The sequence below is a fragment of the Mycobacterium sp. TY815 genome, assembly GCF_030755135.1.
Classification (GTDB): Bacteria; Actinomycetota; Actinomycetes; order Mycobacteriales; family Mycobacteriaceae; genus Mycobacterium.
Map to the genome: position 1 here is coordinate 207282 of NZ_JAUFRX010000001.1, position 20109 is coordinate 227390.

At 68.1% G+C, this 20109-nt stretch carries 17 protein-coding genes and 2 pseudogenes; 10 read left to right on the forward strand and 9 right to left on the reverse strand.

The features are described 5' to 3' along the window. From QXK92_RS00865 to QXK92_RS00885, 5 genes are all read left to right on the forward strand, one after another. On the forward strand, positions 1-1530 hold the full coding sequence (locus tag QXK92_RS00865; RefSeq protein WP_306239791.1) for a bifunctional aminoglycoside phosphotransferase/ATP-binding protein: 1530 nt from the start codon (positions 1-3) through the stop codon (positions 1528-1530). After that, positions 1527-3809: a phosphoenolpyruvate synthase gene (ppsA, locus tag QXK92_RS00870; protein WP_306239792.1), complete on the forward strand. Its 2283-nt coding sequence runs from the start codon at positions 1527-1529 to the stop codon at positions 3807-3809. Before QXK92_RS00865 ends, ppsA begins: the two co-directional genes overlap by 4 nt. A 60-nt stretch (positions 3810-3869) precedes the next feature. Continuing rightward, positions 3870-4973, forward strand: a complete 1104-nt coding sequence (locus QXK92_RS00875; RefSeq protein ID WP_306239793.1) for a 3-oxoacyl-ACP synthase III family protein — start codon at positions 3870-3872, stop codon at positions 4971-4973. Then, positions 4957-5847 carry a 3-oxoacyl-[acyl-carrier-protein] synthase III C-terminal domain-containing protein gene (locus QXK92_RS00880; protein ID WP_306239794.1) on the forward strand — a complete coding sequence of 297 codons (891 nt, stop codon included), beginning with the start codon at positions 4957-4959 and terminating at the stop codon, positions 5845-5847. Before QXK92_RS00875 ends, QXK92_RS00880 begins: the two co-directional genes overlap by 17 nt. A 106-nt stretch (positions 5848-5953) precedes the next feature. Next, on the forward strand, positions 5954-6835 hold the full coding sequence (locus QXK92_RS00885; protein ID WP_306239795.1) for a universal stress protein: 882 nt from the start codon (positions 5954-5956) through the stop codon (positions 6833-6835). On the opposite strand, the gene QXK92_RS00890 is transcribed toward QXK92_RS00885, so the two are convergent. From QXK92_RS00890 to QXK92_RS00905, 4 genes and pseudogenes are all read right to left on the reverse strand, one after another. Beyond that, positions 6832-7626, reverse strand: coding sequence for a glutamate racemase (locus tag QXK92_RS00890; protein ID WP_306239796.1), 795 nt, complete (start codon positions 7624-7626; stop codon positions 6832-6834). The genes QXK92_RS00885 and QXK92_RS00890 overlap by 4 nt on opposite strands. Beyond that, positions 7623-8393 (reverse strand): class I SAM-dependent methyltransferase, encoded by a 771-nt coding sequence (locus tag QXK92_RS00895; protein WP_306239797.1) that lies wholly within the window; start codon positions 8391-8393, stop codon positions 7623-7625. The genes QXK92_RS00890 and QXK92_RS00895 overlap by 4 nt, the downstream gene beginning before the upstream one ends. A 680-nt stretch (positions 8394-9073) precedes the next feature. Then, positions 9074-9559, reverse strand: a pseudogene (locus QXK92_RS00900) (cysteine dioxygenase family protein); the annotation flags it as partial. Positions 9560-9676: 117 nt separating this feature from the next. After that, the gene (locus QXK92_RS00905) at positions 9677-10732 is read right to left on the reverse strand and encodes a cupin domain-containing protein (protein WP_306239798.1); all 1056 of its coding nucleotides are present in this window, start codon (positions 10730-10732) and stop codon (positions 9677-9679) included. A 139-nt stretch (positions 10733-10871) separates the two neighbouring features. Between QXK92_RS00905 and QXK92_RS00910 the strand changes: the two genes are divergently transcribed. After that, positions 10872-11228, forward strand: coding sequence for a VOC family protein (locus QXK92_RS00910; RefSeq protein WP_306244071.1), 357 nt, complete (start codon positions 10872-10874; stop codon positions 11226-11228). On the opposite strand, the gene QXK92_RS00915 is transcribed toward QXK92_RS00910, so the two are convergent. Then, on the reverse strand, positions 11225-11617 hold the full coding sequence (locus QXK92_RS00915) for a hypothetical protein (protein ID WP_306239800.1): 393 nt from the start codon (positions 11615-11617) through the stop codon (positions 11225-11227). The genes QXK92_RS00910 and QXK92_RS00915 overlap by 4 nt on opposite strands. A gap of 124 nt (positions 11618-11741) precedes the next feature. Between QXK92_RS00915 and QXK92_RS00920 the strand changes: the two genes are divergently transcribed. Both QXK92_RS00920 and QXK92_RS00925 read left to right on the forward strand, forming a co-directional pair. Beyond that, entirely contained in the window at positions 11742-12188 is a 447-nt protein-coding gene (locus QXK92_RS00920; RefSeq protein WP_306239801.1) for an SRPBCC family protein, read from the forward strand. A gap of 127 nt (positions 12189-12315) precedes the next feature. Beyond that, positions 12316-13102, forward strand: a pseudogene (locus tag QXK92_RS00925) (SDR family NAD(P)-dependent oxidoreductase). Between the two features lies 1 nt (position 13103). Here the strand turns inward: QXK92_RS00925 and QXK92_RS00930 are convergent. Continuing rightward, positions 13104-14288, reverse strand: a complete 1185-nt coding sequence (locus tag QXK92_RS00930; RefSeq protein WP_306239802.1) for a serine/threonine-protein kinase — start codon at positions 14286-14288, stop codon at positions 13104-13106. Between the two features lie 114 nt (positions 14289-14402). On the opposite strand from QXK92_RS00930, the gene QXK92_RS00935 reads away from it, so the two are divergent. Then, positions 14403-15587, forward strand: coding sequence for an acyl-CoA dehydrogenase family protein (locus QXK92_RS00935; protein WP_306239803.1), 1185 nt, complete (start codon positions 14403-14405; stop codon positions 15585-15587). An 87-nt stretch (positions 15588-15674) separates the two neighbouring features. On the opposite strand, the gene QXK92_RS00940 is transcribed toward QXK92_RS00935, so the two are convergent. Next, positions 15675-16568 carry a haloalkane dehalogenase gene (locus QXK92_RS00940; RefSeq protein ID WP_306239804.1) on the reverse strand — a complete coding sequence of 298 codons (894 nt, stop codon included), beginning with the start codon at positions 16566-16568 and terminating at the stop codon, positions 15675-15677. 122 nt (positions 16569-16690) lie between these two features. Here QXK92_RS00940 and QXK92_RS00945 point away from each other — a divergent pair, with 122 nt between their 5' ends. Further along, entirely contained in the window at positions 16691-17425 is a 735-nt protein-coding gene (locus QXK92_RS00945) for a 3'(2'),5'-bisphosphate nucleotidase CysQ (protein WP_306239805.1), read from the forward strand. A gap of 34 nt (positions 17426-17459) precedes the next feature. On the opposite strand, the gene QXK92_RS00950 is transcribed toward QXK92_RS00945, so the two are convergent. Next, positions 17460-18866, reverse strand: coding sequence for an MFS transporter (locus QXK92_RS00950; RefSeq protein WP_306239806.1), 1407 nt, complete (start codon positions 18864-18866; stop codon positions 17460-17462). Further along, entirely contained in the window at positions 18863-20107 is a 1245-nt protein-coding gene (locus QXK92_RS00955) for a hypothetical protein (protein WP_306239807.1), read from the reverse strand. Before QXK92_RS00955 ends, QXK92_RS00950 begins: the two co-directional genes overlap by 4 nt. Positions 20108-20109: the final 2 nt, after the last annotated feature.

The following is a 20109-nucleotide window of genomic DNA, read 5'->3' on the forward strand; positions in this document are numbered from 1 at the left end:
ATGGAGCTTGCGATTACCGCCGAACGTTCAACTGATTCGACCACAGCCCCGTTTCTGGATGTCCGGGAAACCCACACCGGTGTTGTCGTGCTGGCCGGCGATCGGGCATACAAGGCCAAGAAGCCGGTGCTGACCGATTTCGTCGACTTCCGCACCACCGAAGAGCGGGAGCGCGCCTGCCGGCGGGAGGTCGAGCTGAATCGCCGCCTGTCGCCCGAGGCGTACCTCGGGGTGGCCCACCTGTCCGATCCGGCCGGAGGCGCCGCCGAACCGATCGTCGTCATGCGCCGCTACCGCGACCAGGACCGGCTGGCATTCTTGCTCGGCCACAAGGCGTCCGGCGAATGCGAGCGGCTGTTGGACGCGATAGCCGCGGTGCTCACGGACTTTCACAGCCGGGCCGAGCGCAGCCCGTTGATCAGCATCCAGGGTGAGGCCGGTGCGGTCGATCAGCGATGGCGGGCCAATCTGAACGAACTGCACCAGTTCACCGCGGTTCCGGGAGTGACGCAGGAGACCGTCACCCGCATCGAGCGCCTTGCCGCGGAATACGTTTCAGGCCGGGGCCGGCTGTTCGCCCGCCGCATCGACGAGGACAGCATCCTCGACGGCCACGGTGACCTGCTCGCCGACGACATCTTCTTCGTCGACGGTCAGCCGGTGCTGCTGGACTGCCTGGAGTTCGACGACCAACTGCGCCATCTGGACCGCATCGACGACGCCGCCTTCCTGGCCATGGACCTGGAGTTCCTGGGCCGCAAAGACCTCGGCGACCACTTCATGGCGCGCTACGTCGCGCTGACGGGCGATGCGGCGCCGCCGTCGTTGCAGCACTTCTACATCGCCTACCGGGCGGGTGTGCGGGCCAAGGTCGATTGCGTGCGGTTCCTGCAGGGCAGACAGCAATCCGCCGACGACGCCGCGCGGCACCTCGCGATAGCGGCTGAGCACCTCGCCGCCGGAGCCGTCCGACTGGTGCTGATCGGGGGGAATCCCGGCAGCGGTAAGTCCACCGTGGCCCGCGGGCTCGCCGAACAAGTTGGCGCACAGGTGATCTCCACCGACGATGTGCGACGGGAGCTGCGCGAGTCGGGTGCCATCTCCGGTAGCCCCGGGGTGCTGGACTCCGGTCTCTACAGCCCCGACAATGTCGCCGCCGTCTACGAAACGGTGCTGCACCGGGCCCGCGTACTGCTGCACGAGGGGCGGTCGGTGATCCTCGACGGCACCTGGCAGGACCCGGGTCTGCGCGCCCAGGCCCGGCGCATGGCCGGTGAAACCCATGCGCGGATCGCCGAGATCGTGTGCGCCGTGCCGGTGGAGACGAGCGCCGGCCGCATCGAGCACCGCGCACCGGGCAACTCCGATGCCACCCCCGACATCGCCGCCGCCCTGGCGGCACGACGCGACGCCTGGGAGTCGGCGTATCGAATGGACACCTCCCAGCCGCTCGACGCTTCCGTGGCCCAGGCCTATGAGGTCTGGAGCCGCGCGACCGACGACACTCTGCACCGAAAGGAACGGGCATGACCACGAACAACAGCTACGTCGCGGACATATCGGCGTTGCGCCTGACCGACGCCGAGGAGGCCGGCGGCAAGGGCGCCAATATGGGTGAGCTGGTCGCCGCGGGTCTGCCGGTTCCACCGGGTTTCGTCCTGCTCCGTGGTGGCTATCAGGCGGCGATGCGGGCCGGCGGTGTGGACACCGAACTCGCTGCGCTGCACCGGGAGGCGCTGGCGCAGGTCGACAACAGCGCCCGGCTGGGCGAACTGTGCCAGCGCATGCAGAAGCTGGTGGCCAAGGCGGGTGTCAGTGACGACGTGCGCGTGCAGCTGCTCGATTCCTACGCCAGGCTGGGATCGAATGCCGTTGTGGCGGTGCGCTCTTCGGCCACCGGCGAAGACGGCAGCGACGCCTCCTTTGCCGGGATGAACCGGACGCTGACGAACATCACCGGTGGCGAGGACCTGATCGATGCCGTGACGCAGTGCTGGGCCTCGCTGTTCAGCCCACGGGTCATCACCTACCGGGCCAGTCGCGGTTTCACCGCGGACCCCGCGATGGCCGTCGTCGTCCAGCAGATGATCGCCTCGGAGAAGTCCGGTGTCGCGTTCAGTGCCGACCCCAGCACGGGCGAGCGGGATCACCTGGTCATCGAAGCCGCGCTGGGCCTGGGTGAGGTCGTGGTGTCCGGAAAGGTCCAGCCCGACACCTATGTCATCGACAAGAAGACGCTGGGGGTGCGCGATTTCTCGATCGGATACCAGGCCTTCAAGATCGAACGTGGTGCCGACGGTCACGACGTCATCGTCGAACTGACACCCGAGCAGGCCGAAGCGCGCGTACTCGACGACGACGCGCTGCGGCGGGTCGCGGAACTCGTTGTCGCGGTGGAGAATCACCACGGCTGCCCGCAGGACGTCGAATGGGCGATCGCCGACGGCAAGACCTGGCTGGTGCAGGCCCGGCCGATCACCATGCTGTACGACGACGAGGCCGACGAATCGGGGGAGTCCGGGGAATCCGGGGTGTTGGTGCGCGGACTGCCGGCCGCGCCCGGCTCGGCCTCGGGTCGCATCCGGGTGCTGCGCACCCCGCAGGAGGGTAACCGCCTGCAGGACAACGAGATTCTGGTCGCCCCGATGACCAACCCCGACTGGCTGCCGGCGATCCGCCGCGCCGCGGCGCTGGTCACCGAGACCGGCGGGATGACCTGCCACGCGGCCATCGTCGCGCGCGAGCTGCGGGTTCCGTGCGTGGTGGGCGCCCGCGACGCGACGACAATCCTGCACGACGGTCACGTCGTCACCGTCGACGGCGGCCGCGGCACCGTCACCGCCGGCGCCGCCACCGCACCGGCGCAGGTGGTCGCGGCGCCATCGGCCACGGTGGCGACGGTCAGCGAGACCACCGGCACCAAGATCTACGTCAACCTGGCGATTCCGGACACCGCCGAGGCGGTCGCCGCCCAGGACGTGGACGGAGTGGGCCTGCTGAGGGCCGAGTTCCTGCTCACCCAAGCCCTTTCCGGGCGCCACCCGCGCGACCTGATCGCCCGCGGCGAGCAGGCCGGCCTGGTTGACGCCATGGTGGCCTCCATCGGCCGCATCGCCGCCGCCTTCGGGTCCAGGCCGGTCGTCTACCGGGCCACCGACTTCCGCAGCAACGAATTCCGCGGTCTGCAGGGCGGCGAGGCCTACGAGCCGGTCGAACACAACCCGATGATCGGCTACCGCGGCTGCTACCGCTACGTCAAGGAGCCCGACCTGTTCGCGCTCGAACTCGAGGCGCTGGCCCGGGTGCGGGAGCGTAACCCCAACGTGCACTTGATGATTCCTTTTGTCCGGACACGGTGGGAGCTGGAATCGTGCCTGGCTCAGGTGGACGCCAGCCCGCTGGGCAGGCAACGCGGTCTGCACCGGTGGGTGATGGCCGAAGTGCCGTCGGTGATGTTCTGGCTGCCCGAGTACATCGCGATGGGCATCGACGGGGTGTCCATCGGCAGCAACGACCTCACCCAGCTGGTCCTGGGCGTCGACCGCGACTCCGACATCTGCGCCGAACTGTTCGACGAATCCGACGGCGCGGTGCTCGATGCGATCGGACGCATCATCGCCACGGCGCGCAAGCACGGCATCACCTCGTCGCTGTGCGGCCAGGCACCGTCGACCAACCCCGCATTCGCCGAGCACCTGGTCCGGATGGGCATCACCTCGGTGTCGGTCAATCCCGACGCGGTGACGGCCACCCGGCGCACGGTCGCAGCCGCCGAACGCCGGTTGTTGCTGGAATCGGCTCGCGGTTGACAGCCTGACGGCACGGAAATTCGCGGTTGACAGCCTGACGGCACGGAAAGAGGTGTCACCATGACGCGGCACTGGCTGGTGATGGAAACCGACGGTCAGGGTGTGCGGGCGCCCTTTGCCGCCCGGTTGGCGGGTGCCGGCCGGCACCTTCCCGAAACCCGTTTGACCACAGACGACCTGATGGCGACCACCCGGCACCGCACCCACATCGATCTGGAGAAGCTGACCGGGATCCGGGAGCGGCGGGTGTCTGCGGGGGAGGAGGATTCGCTGTCGCTGGCCACGTCGGCGGCGCTGAACTGCCTGGCCAAGGCGCAGCAGGATCCCGCCGACATCGACGTGGTGATCAGCTGCAGCATCACCAAATTCCGCGGCGGCCTCACCCAGTGGCTGGAGCCCACGATGAGCGGTGCGGTGGCCCGCAACGTCGGGGCCTACCGGGCGATGACCTTCGACGTGTCCAACGCCTGCGCCGGGATGCTCACCGGGGTGACGATCTTGAACAACTGGATTCGTCAGGGCATCGTGCGGCGCGGGCTGGTGGTCAGCGGCGAGTACATTTCGCAGCTCGGCCAGAACGCGGCCAAGCACATCCGCAACATCATGAGCAAGGAGCTGGCCTCTCTGACGCTCGGCGACGCCGGTGCGGCGCTGCTGCTGGAACGGGCCCCGGCCGGCGCGGCGGGTATCGAGCTGGCCGGGTTCACCACGGTCGCCGACTACAGCAGACTCTGCCTGGCCTATCCCCAGGGACACGACCCGGGCGCGCGAATGTTCACCAACTCGCGCGCCATCCAGAAGGCCGCGATCGCCAACACGCCGCTGCTGCTGCACGAAGTGCTTGACACCGTGGGCATTTCGATTCACGACATCGACCATGTGATCACCCACCAGACCTCGGCCCGCGCCATCCGCAAAGGCATGACGCGAATGAAGGAGTCCTTCGGTGACAGCCCGCAGCACGACGCGGTGATCACGGTCGACCGTTACGGCAACACCGCGTCGACGACGCACACGGTGGCCCTGGTCGAGGAACTGGAAGCCGGACGGATCGTGGCCGGCGAGCGGGTGGCACTGCTCGCGTTGGCATCGGGCCTGGAGATCGGTGTGGTCCTGGTGACCCTGGACGAGGATTTGGTGAGCCGTTATGGGCACAGTGATTGACCGCGTCGACGTCGCACACCCGCGGTTACGTGGCCGGCACAGCGCGTTACACCTGGCCGTCGCCGCGGCGAAAGACTGTCTGCGACAGGCCCGATGCGAGCCGCACGAGCTGGACCTGGTGGTCAACGCCGGGATTTACCGCGACAAGAACCTGGGCGAGCCCGCGCTGGCCGCGCTGATACAGGACGACATCGGGGCCAACCCGGAGGATCCGCATTCCGGCGCACACGGCACCTTCTCCTTCGACATTGCCAACGGTGCCTGCGGCGTGTTGACCGCACTGCAGATCGTCGACGGGTTCTTGCGGACCCGCAGCGTGCACCGCGCACTGGTGGTGACCAGCGACGCCGATCCCGGTCACGGTATGAGCGAGCACTTCCCGTTCTCGCCGACCGGGGCGGCGCTGTTGTGCGGCTGGACCGACGACGACTACGGGCTCAGCGACGTGGCGTGGGCGAACGCGAGCGACGCCCTCGACGATCTCGACACCTATTCTGCGACAGTGGGATTCGCCGACGGCCGTAATGTCCTGCGGTTCCGGCAGTCGGCCGACGCGGATGACAGGTTCGCGGCGGTGGCTTCCGACGCGGTACGGGCCTGCCTCGAGCAGTACGACGTGTCGCTGGACGACGTCGACCTGATCATCGCCGCTCCGGCCCGGCCGCGGTACCGGGAGGCGTTGAGCTCGCTGCTCGGCGTGCCCGCCGAAAAGGTGTGCGTGGCAGACGATCACCGCATGCATACCGCGGCGCTCGCCGCGGCCCTCGAGCAGCAGAGCGCCGGCCTGCGCGCGGGCGGCCGGGTGCTCTTCGTCGCCGCCGGCGCCGGCGTTGTCGCGGGTGCTGCTCTCTACCGCCAGCCGCCGCGCCGGTAGTTCACCCAACCACGACGCGATGTTCACGCAGTCGAGGACTTTAGGCCCACGACCGAGCGGCGTTCGCGCAATAGCGTTTTCGTGTGCCGAATGCGAGGAGTGAAAAGTGACGACATCGGAGCAGGGCGGAATAGGGCTCGTCGTCGGAGTCGACGGGTCCGCGGCGTCGAACGCCGCGGTGGTATGGGCCGCCCATGATGCGGCCATGCGCAACGTCCCGCTGACGCTGGTCCATATGCTCAGCACGTATGTGCCGACGTTTCCCCAGATTCCGCTGCCCGGTGGCGTCGCGGTGTGGCAGGAGGACAACGGCCGGCAGGTGCTCGAGGAAGCGGCCAAGCTGGCCCGCGAGACGGCCGGTCAGGCCCTCGAGATAGCGAGCGAACTGAAGTCGTCGCCGCCGATACCGACGCTGGTGCAACTGTCCGAAGCCGCCGACATGATCGTGGTGGGCACTCACGGACGCGGTGCGGTCGGGCGCGTGCTGCTGGGTTCGGTCAGTTCGGCCGTGCTGCGCGGCGCCGCCTGCCCGGTCGTCATCGTCCCCGCCGAGCAGACCGACGTCCGCGACGACGCTCCGGTGCTGGTGGGCATCGACGGGTCCCCGGCTTCTGCGCGTGCGACGGCCATCGCGTTCGACGAGGCATCGCGCCGGGGCGTTGACCTGCGAGCGGTGCACGCGTGGAGCGACGCCGAGATACTCGACCTCGGCGGCCTGGACTGGCCCGCGCTGCAGGTGGAGTCGGAGCAGGTCCTTGCCGAGCGCCTGGCCGGCTGGCAGGAACGCTATCCCGATGTCGCGGTGCAGCGCCTTGTGGTCTGTGACCGGCCGGCCCACGAGCTGATCAACCAGTCGAAGTCCGCGCAGCTGGTGGTCCTGGGCAGCCGCGGTCGCGGCGGCATCGCCAGAATGCTGCTCGGTTCGGTGAGCAATGCCGTGGTGCACTCGGTACACACGCCGACGATCGTGGCCCGCACCGCAGACTAGGACGCCAGTGCACTGCGATCCCGCCGTCGCACCGCTCGGGTGGTCAGCAGGGTGCCCCAAGCACGAGCGGCGTTGTGGCGCATCGCATCCGGGTCACCGGTAGTGAGAAACACCTTGCGGGCCGGGCGTGCCGGCCACGCCATCTCGGGATAGCGGTAGGCGATCGCCGCGGCCAGGTGTTCGGCCGGATCGATGAGCAGGGTGTCGGGGAGGGCGGCCGCGAACCAGCGACTCGCCGCCGGGTAGTGCGTGCAGGCCAGAACCAGGGCCTGTGCCTGTCGCAGCGGGGCGACGATATCGGCCAGGTCGGTCTGGAACTGCGCGGAGCCGGTGCGGCCGGCCTCGATGTGCGCCGACAGCGGCTGCGCCACCCGGGGCCACACCACCCGTCCGGGCCGGGCCAGCCCGCGCTGATAGTGCCCGGCGTCGATGGTGCGCTGGCCGCCCACCACGCCGACCGAGGTGAGGTCTTCGGGAACCGAGGCCAGACCGTGGGTGATGATGCCCTCGACCACCACCGGCGCCGCCGTCAGCCCGGCTACCACCGTGCTGGCCGCGTTGCAGGCGAGCACCACTTCCGTTGCGCCGCGCTCGGCCAGCGCGGTGACCACCCGCATCAGCCGGTCGGTCAGTTCGTCGGCATGCATCCGGCCGTAGGGGGTGGCCCCGGCGTCGGACCAGTACACCACCGGCAGCCCGGGGACCAGCCGGTCCAGGGCGTTCACCAGGCCCACGCCGCCGATGCCCCAGTCGATGATGCCCAGGCAGGCTTCGGTGTCCACGGCGGTCACGGGTAGGAGAGCGGGGCGGTCTGCCCCTTGGCCAGCGGACCGGAATCGAACGCCACCACTCGGGCCGACCTGGTGGTCGTCAAGGTCTGCAGCCTCCGGTCGGGGAAACGGCTGCCGAAATACCAGCGGTATTCGTGCTCCGCGCGGATCGGATTGTGTTGCAGCATGTTCCGCCATTCTTCGTGGTTGGTCAAGGTGGCCAGGTCATGGGCGAACTGGGGGCGCTGTCGCCGGGTGCGCAGGTGCGCGACGGCAGAGCGGGCCAGTATCGGCAGCTCGCGGATCCGCACCGGTTGCTCCACCATGTCGACGACCCACAACCGGCCGCCCGGGGCCAGCACCCGCCGAATCTCGGCCATCACCGGGTCCCAGTCCAGATAGCGGAACGACAGGAACGAGATCACCACGTCGACATGGTTATCGGGCACGTCGAGGTCCGGGCCGTTCACCTTGCCGAATCGCAGCCGGGACCGGTCGCGACTGCGTTCGCGGGCCCGCGTCAGCATCCCTTCGGAACTGTCGACGCCGACGGCGAAGTCAATGTCGCCGTTGTCGTCCAGGGCTCGCAGCAAAGCCCCGTTGCCGCAACCGATTTCCAGCACGCGCACCCGGCGGCCGAGTTCGGCGTGGGCGGCCGCCAGCCGGCCGGCCACCCACTGCCATTCGGCCTCCCGGACCCGGATGTCGGCGTAGGCCCGGTCGTAGAGTTCGGCCACGCGGTCGTAGGAGCGTTCATGTTGTGCGGCGGCGGGCCGGCTTTCCACCATGGGTTCGGCGGTACAGCCGAGGTACTTGCGCACGCTGCCGGCCCAGCCGTGTGACTTCTTGCCGGGGCGGCGATCAGGTAAAGACTCGGGCGAGCCGCCGGTTGACGGCCCGCCCACGCAAACCGGTCCGGGCGGGCGGACACGGTGGTGTAGTTGTGGTTGCCGAACGCGGTCACACCGAACACGTCGGCGAAGAACGGCGTGAACCAGCGCGCCGTTCGGCAGGCGTGAAAATATGCCTGGCCGCCGGGGGCAAAGGGGATCGTCATGTCCCGCCACTCGTGCGGTGAGAACTGTTCTGGCCAGTCCGTGGATCCGAACATCGGGCCGTACATGCCCGAGTGGCTGATCAGGTGCAGCTGGCCGATCACCCGGCCCGACGACGCGAACCCGGCAATTTCTGCGGCGAAGTCGGCCTTGCGGCGCAGACCGGAGACCACCACCTCGGCATCGGGGTGTGCGGCGGCCAGTTCACGGCCCATGGTGGCCGCGGCGACCGCGAACTCGGCCGAACCGCCGCGGTAGTGGGTGGTGTGGGCCACCCAGATCACCGGCTTGGGTTGGGCGACTGCGGGTTTCGCAGCGGCGAACGGGATGCGCGGATGCTCACCCGAGGGGATCCAGGCACCGTAGTTGCCGACGAGTTCCAGCATTTCGGCCCGCTCGACGTCGAATACCCGCATGCCGGCCGGCGGTGGACTGTACAGATGCAGAGACAGCCCGCCGGACGGGGCGGCCATGTCGTGGATGACCTCCGGCGAAATCTGAATGGCCGTACCCTGGTGACGCGCAAGCTGTTCGGAGACGTTCAACCCCGTTCCCGCCCAGCAGAACCGGCGTTCGCTGAAGGAACCCTCGATCGCGATCACGACACCGCCCGCGCCGCCGTGGTCATGCGGCGCGCAGCGGTGGCCCGGGCGCCAGCGGGCTAGCATGATCTCCACCTGGTCGTCGACCCGCAGGATGGAGCGCGAATACGGCTCCCCGTCCCCGGCGTCGCCGGCGAGCGCTGACAGGGCCGGCCGGGCCGCGGCTGCGCGGGCCAGCAGCTGCGCGTCCGGGACCGCGCCGCGCACCGCAACGGCGGCCAGTTCGTCGAGCAGGGGTGCCAGCTCGGCGAGCTGGTCGCGCGTGGTGGCCGGCAGGTGGTGCGCCGTATCGGTCATGTTCTTCCCCCTTTGACGAGCCCGGCCGGGGAGCCGCCGTATTGGTTTCGGTTTGGCAACCAAACGGTCTCGCCAGGCTCTTGGAGGATCCTTGGAGGATTCTTGGAACGCGCGACGTCACTCCCCGACCGCGTGGGCGTCGAGCGGGTTGAGCCGGTTGACGATCAGCGGGTCGGCCTTCGTGAACGGGAAATCGGGCAGGTCGTCGATGTGGGTGTTGAACGTGGCCGCGAGTACTTCGCGAGAGTAGGCGCTCACCGACGCCCGGTAGCCGATGTCGCCGGGAGTCGGCTGGTCGAAGAAGATGCAGAAGTGCATCTCGGGGGCGTCGAAGACCTCGATGTGGTGGGGGTAGGCGCGGGGGATGAAGTACACGTCACCCTGCCGCAGGTGCCAGGTGTCCAACTCGCCGCCCGGCCCCATGACGGTCATCCGCGCCGCGCCCCGGTTGACGTATCCCATCTCCGCGGTGATCGGGTGCCAGTGCGGCTCCCGCATTCCGTCCTCACGGATGCGCAGCGAATACATCGACAGGTCCTTGAGCGCCGGCCAGTACTGCAGCCGCGCGGTCCGGGCCGAGCCGACCGCCAGGCTGACCGGGGGAGTCATCGCCTCGACGGCGAACTTGTGGGGGTCATTGAAGAATGCCGTGGCAGGGACGTCAGGTGCTCCGGCACGCGCCGCCAGCGCGCGGTCGGTGGTGCTGCGGCGCAGCGAGGCGAAGTCCGAGGCCGGCAGGTCGTAGGTGTTTCCCAGCACCGCATCGGTCATGGCGCCGAAGGCGGCGCCCAGGCCGAAGTCTTCGGGACGTTCGTTGCGGAAGGTGATGATGAACTCGCACACGTCGGTGCCGATGTTCTCGATGTGGTGCAGTGAACCCGAGTCGATGTGGAACATCTCGCCGGCGCGCACCACGAAAGAGCTGAATTGGCTGCCGGTGTCGAGCACGGAGACCAGAGCGGTGCCCGACACGCAGTAGGTGAGTTCGTTGGCGTTGGCGTGCCAGTGCGGGGTGCGCATCGCGCCGGGGTTGATCAGCAGCCGCTTGATCGACATGCCCTGCAAGATGGGGAAGTTGTCGGCCGTCAGCCGCTGAATGGAACCGAGGTCGGACTCCTCCACGACCTCACCGTTGACCAGTGATGCCACGTGCGTGCTTGTCTGCGTGAGCATTTCATCCTCCTTAATCATCCTGCCTTCAGGATCGGGCCGGGATGAGCGCACCGTCCAACACCCGTTTTCGATGTTTTGATCGGCGGTGGTTATCAAAGGGGTGCGCGGACGCGGGTGACAGACTCGTGGCATGTCTGACATCGAATTCACGTCGTCGGCGGCAATCGTGCCGGTGCGGGACCTCGACGCCGCTCTCGTTCGATACCGTCGGCTGGGATTCGACGCGCGCGGCTACGCGGGTCCGGAACGCTACGGCTTCGTCGATCGTGGCCCGGTCCAGATGCATCTCACCGAATGGGCCGAGCATGACCCGTTGACCACGTCGTCGAGCGTGTACTTCTACGTCAGCGACGCCGACGCGCTCTACGCGGAATGGAAGGCGTTGGCGGATCTCGGCGGGCGGCTGCACCCGCCGCACGACACACCTTACGGCTTAAGGGAATTCGCTTACGTCGACCCGGACGGCACGTTGCACCGCGTCGGGTCGCCGCTCTAACTGTTGCGGTAGACCCTGAGCGCCGCCGTGATCATCGGAAACTGCAGCGGCAGGCGGGCCAGCGCGAGGACACGCATCGGCCACGGTTTGCCCCACCACAGCCGAACCATGTTGAGGTTGCCCGGGTAGACCCCGATGAACAGCGCGACCGCCGCGGCGGCGGCGGGTCGCCGAGTGTTGCGCGGCAGCAGCAGTGCCCCGATGACCAGCTCGGCCACCCCCGACGCGTAGGTGTAAAAACGTGCGCTGAACGGCAACTCGGCCGGGATGATCTCGTCGAACGGCTTCGGCGCCACGAAGTGCAGGGTGCCTATGCCGAGCAGCATCGCCGCGAGGCGGTAGGCCGTGGTCTGGGCGGGGGCGCGTTCGGCGAGCGATTCGGTGGTCATGGCGCTAATCATGCCCGCGGCCGGCGACCGTTGCGTCGGCGGTGCCGGCCGTCGGCGTGGATCGTCGCACCCGCACGGGCGCGTCACCGTCCCCGAATGTCTACTCGGCCTAACATCAGGTTCCATGGTCGAGATTCACGTGCAGCGCACGATCGCCGCACCCGTGGAGCGGGTCTTCGACTGGCTGGCCGATCCGGTGAATCTCGCCACGGCGCCGCTGGTCTTGAAGTCCGCATGGAGCAAAGACACCAAGGGGCCCGGCGTCGGCGCCGTTCGCGAGGTACTCGGGACCGGCATGTGGTTCCGGGAGGACATCACGGCCTACGACCGTCCGCACAGCTACTCCTACCTGATCGTGGGCGCGTTTCCGGCCTTCGATCACGACGGCGGGACCCTGACGTTCACCCCCTCAGGCAGCTCATCCGGCGAGGGCACCCACGTCGACTGGCTGACCAACTACACCCACCCCGTTCATGCCGGCGGCAAGCTGATGCAGCTGGTCAGCCGGCCGCTGTTGCGGGTGAACTTCCTCGCGATCCTGGCAGCTTGCGATAAAGCGCTTGTGAGTTAGCTGTGAACCTGACCATTCGCTCCTCAAAAAACCAAACCTCGTGCCGTTGCGGTGTAGGACTACCCCTACCCGCCACATACGGTTGCCGAGGGGTCAGCCGTAGTGGCGGCACAAAGCAGGAGCGCCGATGAGCGCCGACCGCGCCAAAGGGCGCACCTTGGTGGTGACCGGGCGCCGCATCGGGCATCGGGTTGGCGACAGCCCGGCGACTGTTGGACGAGGGCGGCACCGTCATCGGCGCCGACCTCGTCCCGCCGCCGGACCTCGGCCCGCAATTCCACTTCGTGGCCGCCGATGTCAGCGACGAGACCGCAGTGGCTTCGCTCTTCGCCGCGGTACCCGAGCGGCTGGACGGGGTGGTGCATTCCGCCGGAGTGGCCGGCGGAGGTCCGGTGCATCTGCTGCCGCAGTCCGAGTGGGATCGAGTCATCCGGATCAACCTCACCGCCACCTTCCTGGTGGCCAAGGCGGCACTGGCCAGAATGATCGAGCAGCCCCGGGTGGACGGTGAGCGCGGCTCGATCGTGACGCTGGCCAGCGTCGAGGGCCTGGAAGGCACCGCGGGAGGCAGCTCCTACAACGCCGCCAAGGGTGGCGTCGTGCTGCTGACGAAGAACATCGCACTCGACTACGGGCCGAGTGGGATCCGGGCCAACGCAATCTGCCCCGGTTTCATCGAAACACCGCTTGCTGAAAGCGTTTTCGGAATACCAGGGATGGAGGGCCCGCGGGCCGCGATCACCAGAGAACACGCACTGCAGCGGCTGGGGCGACCCGAGGAGGTGGCGGCCATGGCGGCGTTCCTGCTGTCCACCGATGCCTCATTCGTGTCGGGTCAGGCCATCGCGGTCGACGGCGGCTATCTCGCCGGCCGCGACCACGAGGTGGTCAAGCTGTTCGGACTGCCCGACTGAGTCAGTCGCCTTTTCCGCCCTTGGGTTTCTTGCCGGATCTGCCTGGCGGCCCGCCCGGAGGCGGCGGCGCGGGTTCCGGCGTGCTGGCGACGGTCGCTGTATCCGGTGTCGTGGCCGCCGGTGGTGGCAGCGGTGCTGTGGTGCCGGCCGGCGACGAGGGCGGCGGGTTCGAGGAGGGCGCGCCCAGTGCCATCAGCATGATCGCGAGCAGCAGCACGGCCAGGATTGCCGCGGCCCACAACTTCCGGCTGACACGCGTCGGCTCGGATTGCGCCGGCACGTACGCGGACGTGGCCACGACCGGAGGCGTCGGCATCACCAGGGTGGCCGGGCGAACCGGAGCCGGACGGGGAGCGGGGGCATTCAAAGCTTCGCGCATGGCGTCGGCCTGGTAGAAGCGCTGGGCCGGGTTGCGGGTCATCGCGCGCTCGCAGACGGCGGCCAGTTCCGGTCGCACGTCGGGCCGCAGCGCGGCGACCGGCGGCGGCGATTCATGCAGGATGGCGTTCGCCAGCGCGGCGAACTGCTGCTGCGGGAACGGCCGCCGTCCGGTCAACGCCTCGTAACCGACCACGCCGACGGCATACAGGTCGTCGGCCGTCGTCGCCGGCTTCCCCGCCAGCCGCTCCGGGCTCAGGTACGCCATCGTGCCGACGACCTGCCCGGTCATCGTTTTCGCTCCGCCCGCAGTCTTGGCGATGCCGAAATCCGCGAGCTTGGCTTCGCCGGACGCGGTGAACAGGATGTTGCCGGGCTTGACGTCGCGGTGCAGGATCCCGGCGCCATGGGCCGCGGACAGCGCGGCAAGTACCGGATCGAGAACCGTCTTGACGAAGGGCTGCGGGAGCGGGCCGCGCGCAATGTGGTCGGCCAGCGACACCCCGGGCAGGCGCTCCATCACGATGAACGGCAGTCCCTGGTGTTCGCCGACATCGTGGACGATCACGATGTTCGAACTGCTCAGCGCGGCGGTGGCCCGCGCCTCGGTCTCGAAGCGCAGCCGCGTTTCAGGCCCGTCCTCGTTGCCTGGACCTGACTGCAGCAGCTTGATTGCCACCGGGCGGCCCAGCTTGAGGTCCCATCCTTCGCGGACTTCGGACATGCCACCCCGCCCCAGGACCTTGCCCAGTTCGTAGCGGCCACCAAGCACGCCGAGCGGCTGCGTCAGCGTTTCGCGATACTCCATGGTCATTTCCCCTGTGAAATAACCACACATGTTCGAGCTGAAACTTGTGGCGTACGGTCGACGTGTCGTTTTTCGTGGCCCGGCCAGGGTCAGCAATCACGATTGGAAGCGCCGATGACGTCGACAACCGAGGTGAGTGGCCAGGTCGTTGCACTGGCCCGGGGAATGCGGGATCTGGTCCGGGCCGAGGCGGGTGCGTGCGAGCAGCTGCGGACGCTGACGGACGCCGTGGTCGACGAGATGTGGGACAGCGGGCTGATGACCGCCCTGAGCCCCGCCGAGGCCGGCGGCAATGAGCCCCCGCTCGCCGAGTTAATCGACACCTGGATCGAAATGGCTTGGCAGGACGGCTCTTTCGGATGGATCGGGATCGCCAACCTGCCGTCCAGATTCGCCGCGGCCACCTATCTCGACGACCAGGGTTTCGCGGAAGTGTTCACCGCGCACGACAACCACGTCACGATGGGCGGACAGTTCTTTCCCAACGGGCAAGGTGTCGTCGTCGACGGCGGATACCGGCTCAGCGGTTCGTGGAGCTTCGGCTCGGGCACCGGCCACTCGCAGTACGTGGCCGCCGGGTTCTTCCCGATGGACAACGGCGAGATGCGCTGGATCAGCGAGGGCATCCCGGACATGCAGGTGGCTCTGGTGCCGCGCGAGGAGATCCAGTTCAACGACGGCTGGCACGTGCAAGGCCTCAAAGGCACCGGTTCCTATGACTACAGCGTGCAGGACGTGTTCGTGCCCAGCAGCAGGACCTTCGGGCTTTTCGACCGCCGGCCGCGCCGCGGGTCGTCGCCGGCCGCGCACATGGGATTGATGCCGGTGACGGCCGCCGGCCACGCCTCGTGGGCACTCGGCGTGGCCAAGAGCATGCTCGACGACGTGGCGGAGTTGGCCGCGACGAAGTACCGGATGAGCGACATGGCGTCGCTGGCGACTCGCCCGACCTTCCAGAAAGGTCTGGCGCACCATGTGTCCGCCTGGCGTGCGGCCCGGCTGCTGGTGCTGGACGCGTTCGGCGCCGCCGAAGCCGCCGTCGCCTCCGGGGACGACCTGAGCCCGATGCTGCGGGCGGACATGCGCGCTGCCGCCGTCTTCGCCACCGACGTGTCGCGCGAGTGCGCGGAATGGGCGCATCTGGTGGCGGGAACCAGTTCGATCCGCGAAGGCAGCCGCCTGGAACGGGCCTTCCGCGACATCTACACCGGCACCCAGCACGCCTTCATCAGCGAGAAGGTCGCGATGGACTCGGCGCAGATTTGGCTCGGCCTCATCGAGGACCAATTCGGGCTCTAGATGTAGCTGCCTTGCGCCGAACGTGAAGCCAGGGCGAAAAAATGCGCCGATTTTCGCCGTGGCTTCACGTTCGGCGCGCAGGGTCCCTCACAGCCAGGCGAGGATTCTCTCGGCGAGTTCCGGTCCGCTGTCCTCCTGAATGAAGTGGCTGGCGTTGATCCGGGCGTGCGGTTGTCCTTTGGCGCCGGGGATGTGCGCGATCAAGGGGCGGTCGGCCCGTCCGAGGATCGGGTCGCGGTCACCGAAGATGGCCAGGCACGGCTTCTGCCATCGCCCCAGCGCCTCCCATGCGGCGCGGTTGGCCGGTATCGCCGGATCGTCGGCCGAGGTCGGCACCAGCTGTGGGAAGGCGCGCGCCCCGGCCTGGTACTTCTTGCCGGGGAAGGGTGCGTCGTAGCCGGCGCGTACCGCCGCCGGAACCTTTCGGACGGTGCCGACCGCGACCAGGCGGCCGGCTGACAGCATCGGGGTGAACCGCGCGAAGGCGCGCCAGACATAGAACGCAGGTGGAGTTCGCCGCGTCGCGGTGGGCAGAAACCCGTTGGCCACCACGATTCGCGCGATACGGTCGCTCTGCTCGGCGGCGATCCGCAGCCCGATCAGCGACCCCCAGTCCTGGACGAACAGCGTCACGTCGCGCAGATCGAGTTCCGCAAACCACGACGTCACCCATTCGACATGCCGTAGATAGGTGTAATCCGTTCTGCGCGTGGGCTTGTCGGACTTGCCGAAGCCGATCAGATCGGGTGCCAGCACGCGGTGACCGGCAGCGGACAACGGGGGGATCATGGTGCGGTACAGGTAGCTCCAGGTGGGTTCGCCGTGCAGCAGGACGATGGGTGAGCCGGCGGCCGGCCCCTCGTCGACGTAGTGCATGCGCAGCGAAGGGGTGTCGCTTGCTGCCACGTCGACGTAGTGCGGCGCGAACGGGTAGCCCGCCAGATTCTCGAAGCGGGAATCCGGGGTTCGCAGGACGTCCATGGGGTTACTCCTTTTGCGTTGACCGCGACTGTGCACCACCGGTGATATCGCACCATGCGTAGCCGGGTAAAGTCGGTTAACATAGCCAACATTTTCCCGGACAGGTGAGGAAGCCGCTTGCCATGAATGACCACGCACTGGCCGCTCAGTTGGCCTCCGAGGCCGGCCGGTTACTGCTGGGGGTTCGCGCGGAGTTCGCCGAAGCTGACGCCAGCGAACGGAAGGCCGCGGGGGACAAGCGGTCTCACGACTTTCTGATGGAGGCGCTGGGCCGGCAACGGCCGGGCGACGCGGTGCTGTCCGAGGAGGGTGCCGACGACCCGGTGCGGCTGCGCAGTGAGCGGGTGTGGATCGTCGACCCGCTGGACGGCACCCGGGAATTCTCCGAACTGGACCGTGAGGATTGGGCGGTGCACGTCGCGCTCTGGGAGTCCGGCGAGCTCGTCGCCGGCGCGGTCGCACTGGCGGCACAGGGGATCACCCTGGCGACGCCCGAGGTGCTGCCGCCGCCGGAGTCTTCGGGCAGACCACGCATCGTGGTCTCACGCACCCGCCCGCCGGCGATCGCGCTGTCCGTGCGCGATGCGCTGGACGGGGAGCTGGTCGAAATGGGTTCAGCCGGAGCCAAAGTCGCGTCGATCGTGCAGGGCCTGTCGGATGTCTACGTGCACGCCGGCGGTCAGTACGAGTGGGACTCCGCCGCACCGGTGGCGGTCGCCCGGGCCGCCGGACTCCACACCTCGCGCATCGACGGATCTCCGCTGCGGTACAACCAGCCCGATCCCAAACTGCCCGATCTCGTGGTGTGCCGACCCGAACTCGCCGAATCGGTGCTGGCTGTCACCCGTCAGTCCTGATCGCCGCTGCAGCAGCGGTACTGCTGCGACGGTGTCAGGCGTTGACGACCGTTCGCCGGCCGATCGCTGCGACAATGATGCGATCACCCGCCAACTGCGATGACAGGCAACGGGTTCCGGTCAGCGTAAGGGCCGCGGCGGCGATGACGACTCCGATCCAGGGCAGCGCGGCGGGCAGGTGCGCCGAGGCCGCCAGCGCAGAACCGGCTCCGCACACGGCAATCCCCATGGCCTGGCCGACCTGGCGTGCGGTCGAGACGAAGGCGCCGCTGGCACCTGCGTAGGCCACCGGCAGCTCGGACATCGCCAGGGTGTTGGTGGGGGTGTTGGCCATCCCCATGCCTGCGCCCAGAGTGGCGGCGACGGCACTGACCAGCGCGGTGGGGGCGCCCATGCCGACGAGTACTGCGACGGCGACGCTGGACGCCAGCATCAGGAGACCGGCGGCGACGACTGCCTGAAACGGCCCGTACCGGCCCATGACGATCGGTGAGATCCGTGCACCCACGGCGTACCCCGCCGCCAGCGGGACCAGCGCGGCACCCGCGGCGAGCACCGAAAGATGTTGGGTGCCCTGGAAATAACCGGTCGCCAGCAGAAAGATGGAGCCTCCCACGCAGATATAGTTGCCGACCGCCACCGACATCGCGGCCCGGAATTCGCGCGACTGGCAGGCCTGCTCGGGGACCGGGAAGCGACCGCTCCGCCGGCGCCGGAAAAGCAGGCAGGCCAGCACCATCGTGACAGCGACGAACAGACCGCCGGCCGCCATCAGATGGCGCTGCCCGACGGCGATGAACCCGCCGATCACGCCGAACATCACCGCACCGAGCGCGGCGATGCCGGTCCAGTCTTGGCTCGGCGAATCGTGCGCCGGGGTGGAAGGCAGCAGCGCAATCGCGAGCACCGCGAAGACCACGGCCAGCAGCGCGGTTGCCAACGGCAGCATGCGCCAGCCCATCGCTCCGGAAATGAACCCTCCGGCGAGTGGTCCACAGGCCATGCCGAGACCTACCACCGCGCCCCAGGCGCCGGTGAACTGCTGCAGTTCCCGCGAGGAGCGAGCGAGCACCCGGACCATGGCCAACCCGACCGGCACCAGGATCGACGCGCCGACTCCCGCCACCACCCGCGCTGCGATCAGCGCAATGGCGTTGGGAGACAGGGCCGTAAATATCGAGCCGGCGATGTAAACGACGAGCCCGGCCACCAGCAGACTGCGTTTGTCGAACCGATCGCCCAGGGCGCCGGCAACGAAATAGAGGGCGGCCAGGGTCAGGATGAACCCGTTGAGGATCCACTGGCCTTGCGCGAAGGTGGCCGGCAGAGTATCGCGAATCTGCGTCAATGCCACCTGATACGCGGTGGTGTCGATGTTGATGATGAACGTCGACATGGTGCAGACGGCGACCGCAAGGCCGCGATGACGAATGTTGATCATGGTGCGACGGCTCCTACCGGTTCGGCCTCGACGAGGCGGGACAGGGCACAGAATCCCGTGCGTTGCCGCACCGCGCGGGGGTCGCTGAGCAGCTCCGATCCGCAACTCTCGACCATCGCTCGCACCTGATGAGCCAGTCCGAGATTGTCGGTCAACGTCACCTCACCAGCGGGTGTGACGATGTACGGGGTGTCTTCCATGCCGGAGCGGATGATGTCGACCTCGCTGTCAGCCTGCGCGGCATAGCACGCCAGCCGCTCCACAGGGCCTGCGAGTTGTCCTTTGCGCGAACCGAATTCGAGTTCCTTGACGTGGTGCTGGGCGTGCTGCGGCAGTACCGCGGCACCGACCGATATCGTCACATTGCGGACCCGGCGACCGGAGAGGTCGTATTCCAGGGACTTGGCCAGCGACACCGCGCGCCGGAAGTCGGCATAGCTTTCCGGGAACGGGAAGCGCGGTGAGAAGCCGAACAGCAGGGTGATGTTGAGCTGACCTTCGGAGCCCAGCCCGATCAAGGGGTGTTCGGTGGCGAACCGGGTCATGGCGTAGCTGCGTTGCAGCTGAACCCATTCCACTTCGTGCAGCAGGTGCAGCCGACGACGCGCGTCCACGGCCTTCCGGTACACCTCGAACTGGGTGTGCGGCGACGTGCTGCCGTAGCTGCCGCCCCCAGAGGTCGAGTGCACGTCGAGCGCGGTCTCGTTTTCACACTTGGACGGGACGTAATGGCGGACCTGGCGCGCGAACTCGGGCTGCGATGCCGCCGCGATGCTGATGTCGTGACCGCCACGCTCCAGGTCGAGGATGACCTGTAGCTCTACCGCGGCCTGCTTGGTGACGAAGTGCGCGCCGCCGAGGTGCAGCGGCATCGCCGCCTGGCTCATGCGCTCCCATTCGCCATAACGCTGGATGGCCTCCTTGACCTCGACGCCGTTACGGCTGGCGCCGAAGCTGATCAGCATGCCCGGCAGCCGGTCCTGCACCTCGAGGCTGACCGCCGAGTAGAGCGAGTTGGCGGTGCTCTGCTCCTGAGTCAATGGGTTGCGCGCGTGGTAGTGGTAGTAGCGAACGCCGATGTCGAACAGGGCAGAAGCCTCGGCGACGAGCTGGCCGACGTCGGACTTGATGGTCTGGCCCTGGGAAACCAGGTCGATGAACGGGTTGCCGGTCTTGGCGTGGTTGCGCGGAGTGAACTTCGCGCCCGTGACAGCTGAACCGAGGATGAGGTCGCCTCGCATCG

Excerpts from the sequence above, each read along its gene's own strand:
- QXK92_RS00915 (WP_306239800.1), bottom strand. The coding sequence starts at position 11,617 with ATGACCACCGAATCGCTCGCCGAACGCGCCCCCGCCCAGACCACGGCC.
- QXK92_RS00945 (WP_306239805.1), top strand. The coding sequence starts at position 16,691 with ATGAATGACCACGCACTGGCCGCTCAGTTGGCCTCCGAGGCCGGCCGG.
- QXK92_RS00895 (WP_306239797.1), bottom strand. The coding sequence starts at position 8,393 with ATGGTGGAAAGCCGGCCCGCCGCCGCACAACATGAACGCTCCTACGAC.
- QXK92_RS00940 (WP_306239804.1), bottom strand. The coding sequence starts at position 16,568 with ATGGACGTCCTGCGAACCCCGGATTCCCGCTTCGAGAATCTGGCGGGC.
- ppsA (WP_306239792.1), top strand. The coding sequence starts at position 1,527 with ATGACCACGAACAACAGCTACGTCGCGGACATATCGGCGTTGCGCCTG.
- QXK92_RS00880 (WP_306239794.1), top strand. The coding sequence starts at position 4,957 with ATGGGCACAGTGATTGACCGCGTCGACGTCGCACACCCGCGGTTACGT.
- QXK92_RS00905 (WP_306239798.1), bottom strand. The coding sequence starts at position 10,732 with ATGCTCACGCAGACAAGCACGCACGTGGCATCACTGGTCAACGGTGAG.
- QXK92_RS00950 (WP_306239806.1), bottom strand. The coding sequence starts at position 18,866 with ATGATCAACATTCGTCATCGCGGCCTTGCGGTCGCCGTCTGCACCATG.
- QXK92_RS00920 (WP_306239801.1), top strand. The coding sequence starts at position 11,742 with ATGGTCGAGATTCACGTGCAGCGCACGATCGCCGCACCCGTGGAGCGG.
- QXK92_RS00955 (WP_306239807.1), bottom strand. The coding sequence starts at position 20,107 with ATGCGAGGCGACCTCATCCTCGGTTCAGCTGTCACGGGCGCGAAGTTC.
- QXK92_RS00865 (WP_306239791.1), top strand. The coding sequence starts at position 1 with ATGGAGCTTGCGATTACCGCCGAACGTTCAACTGATTCGACCACAGCC.
- QXK92_RS00935 (WP_306239803.1), top strand. The coding sequence starts at position 14,403 with ATGACGTCGACAACCGAGGTGAGTGGCCAGGTCGTTGCACTGGCCCGG.
- QXK92_RS00875 (WP_306239793.1), top strand. The coding sequence starts at position 3,870 with ATGACGCGGCACTGGCTGGTGATGGAAACCGACGGTCAGGGTGTGCGG.
- QXK92_RS00930 (WP_306239802.1), bottom strand. The coding sequence starts at position 14,288 with ATGGAGTATCGCGAAACGCTGACGCAGCCGCTCGGCGTGCTTGGTGGC.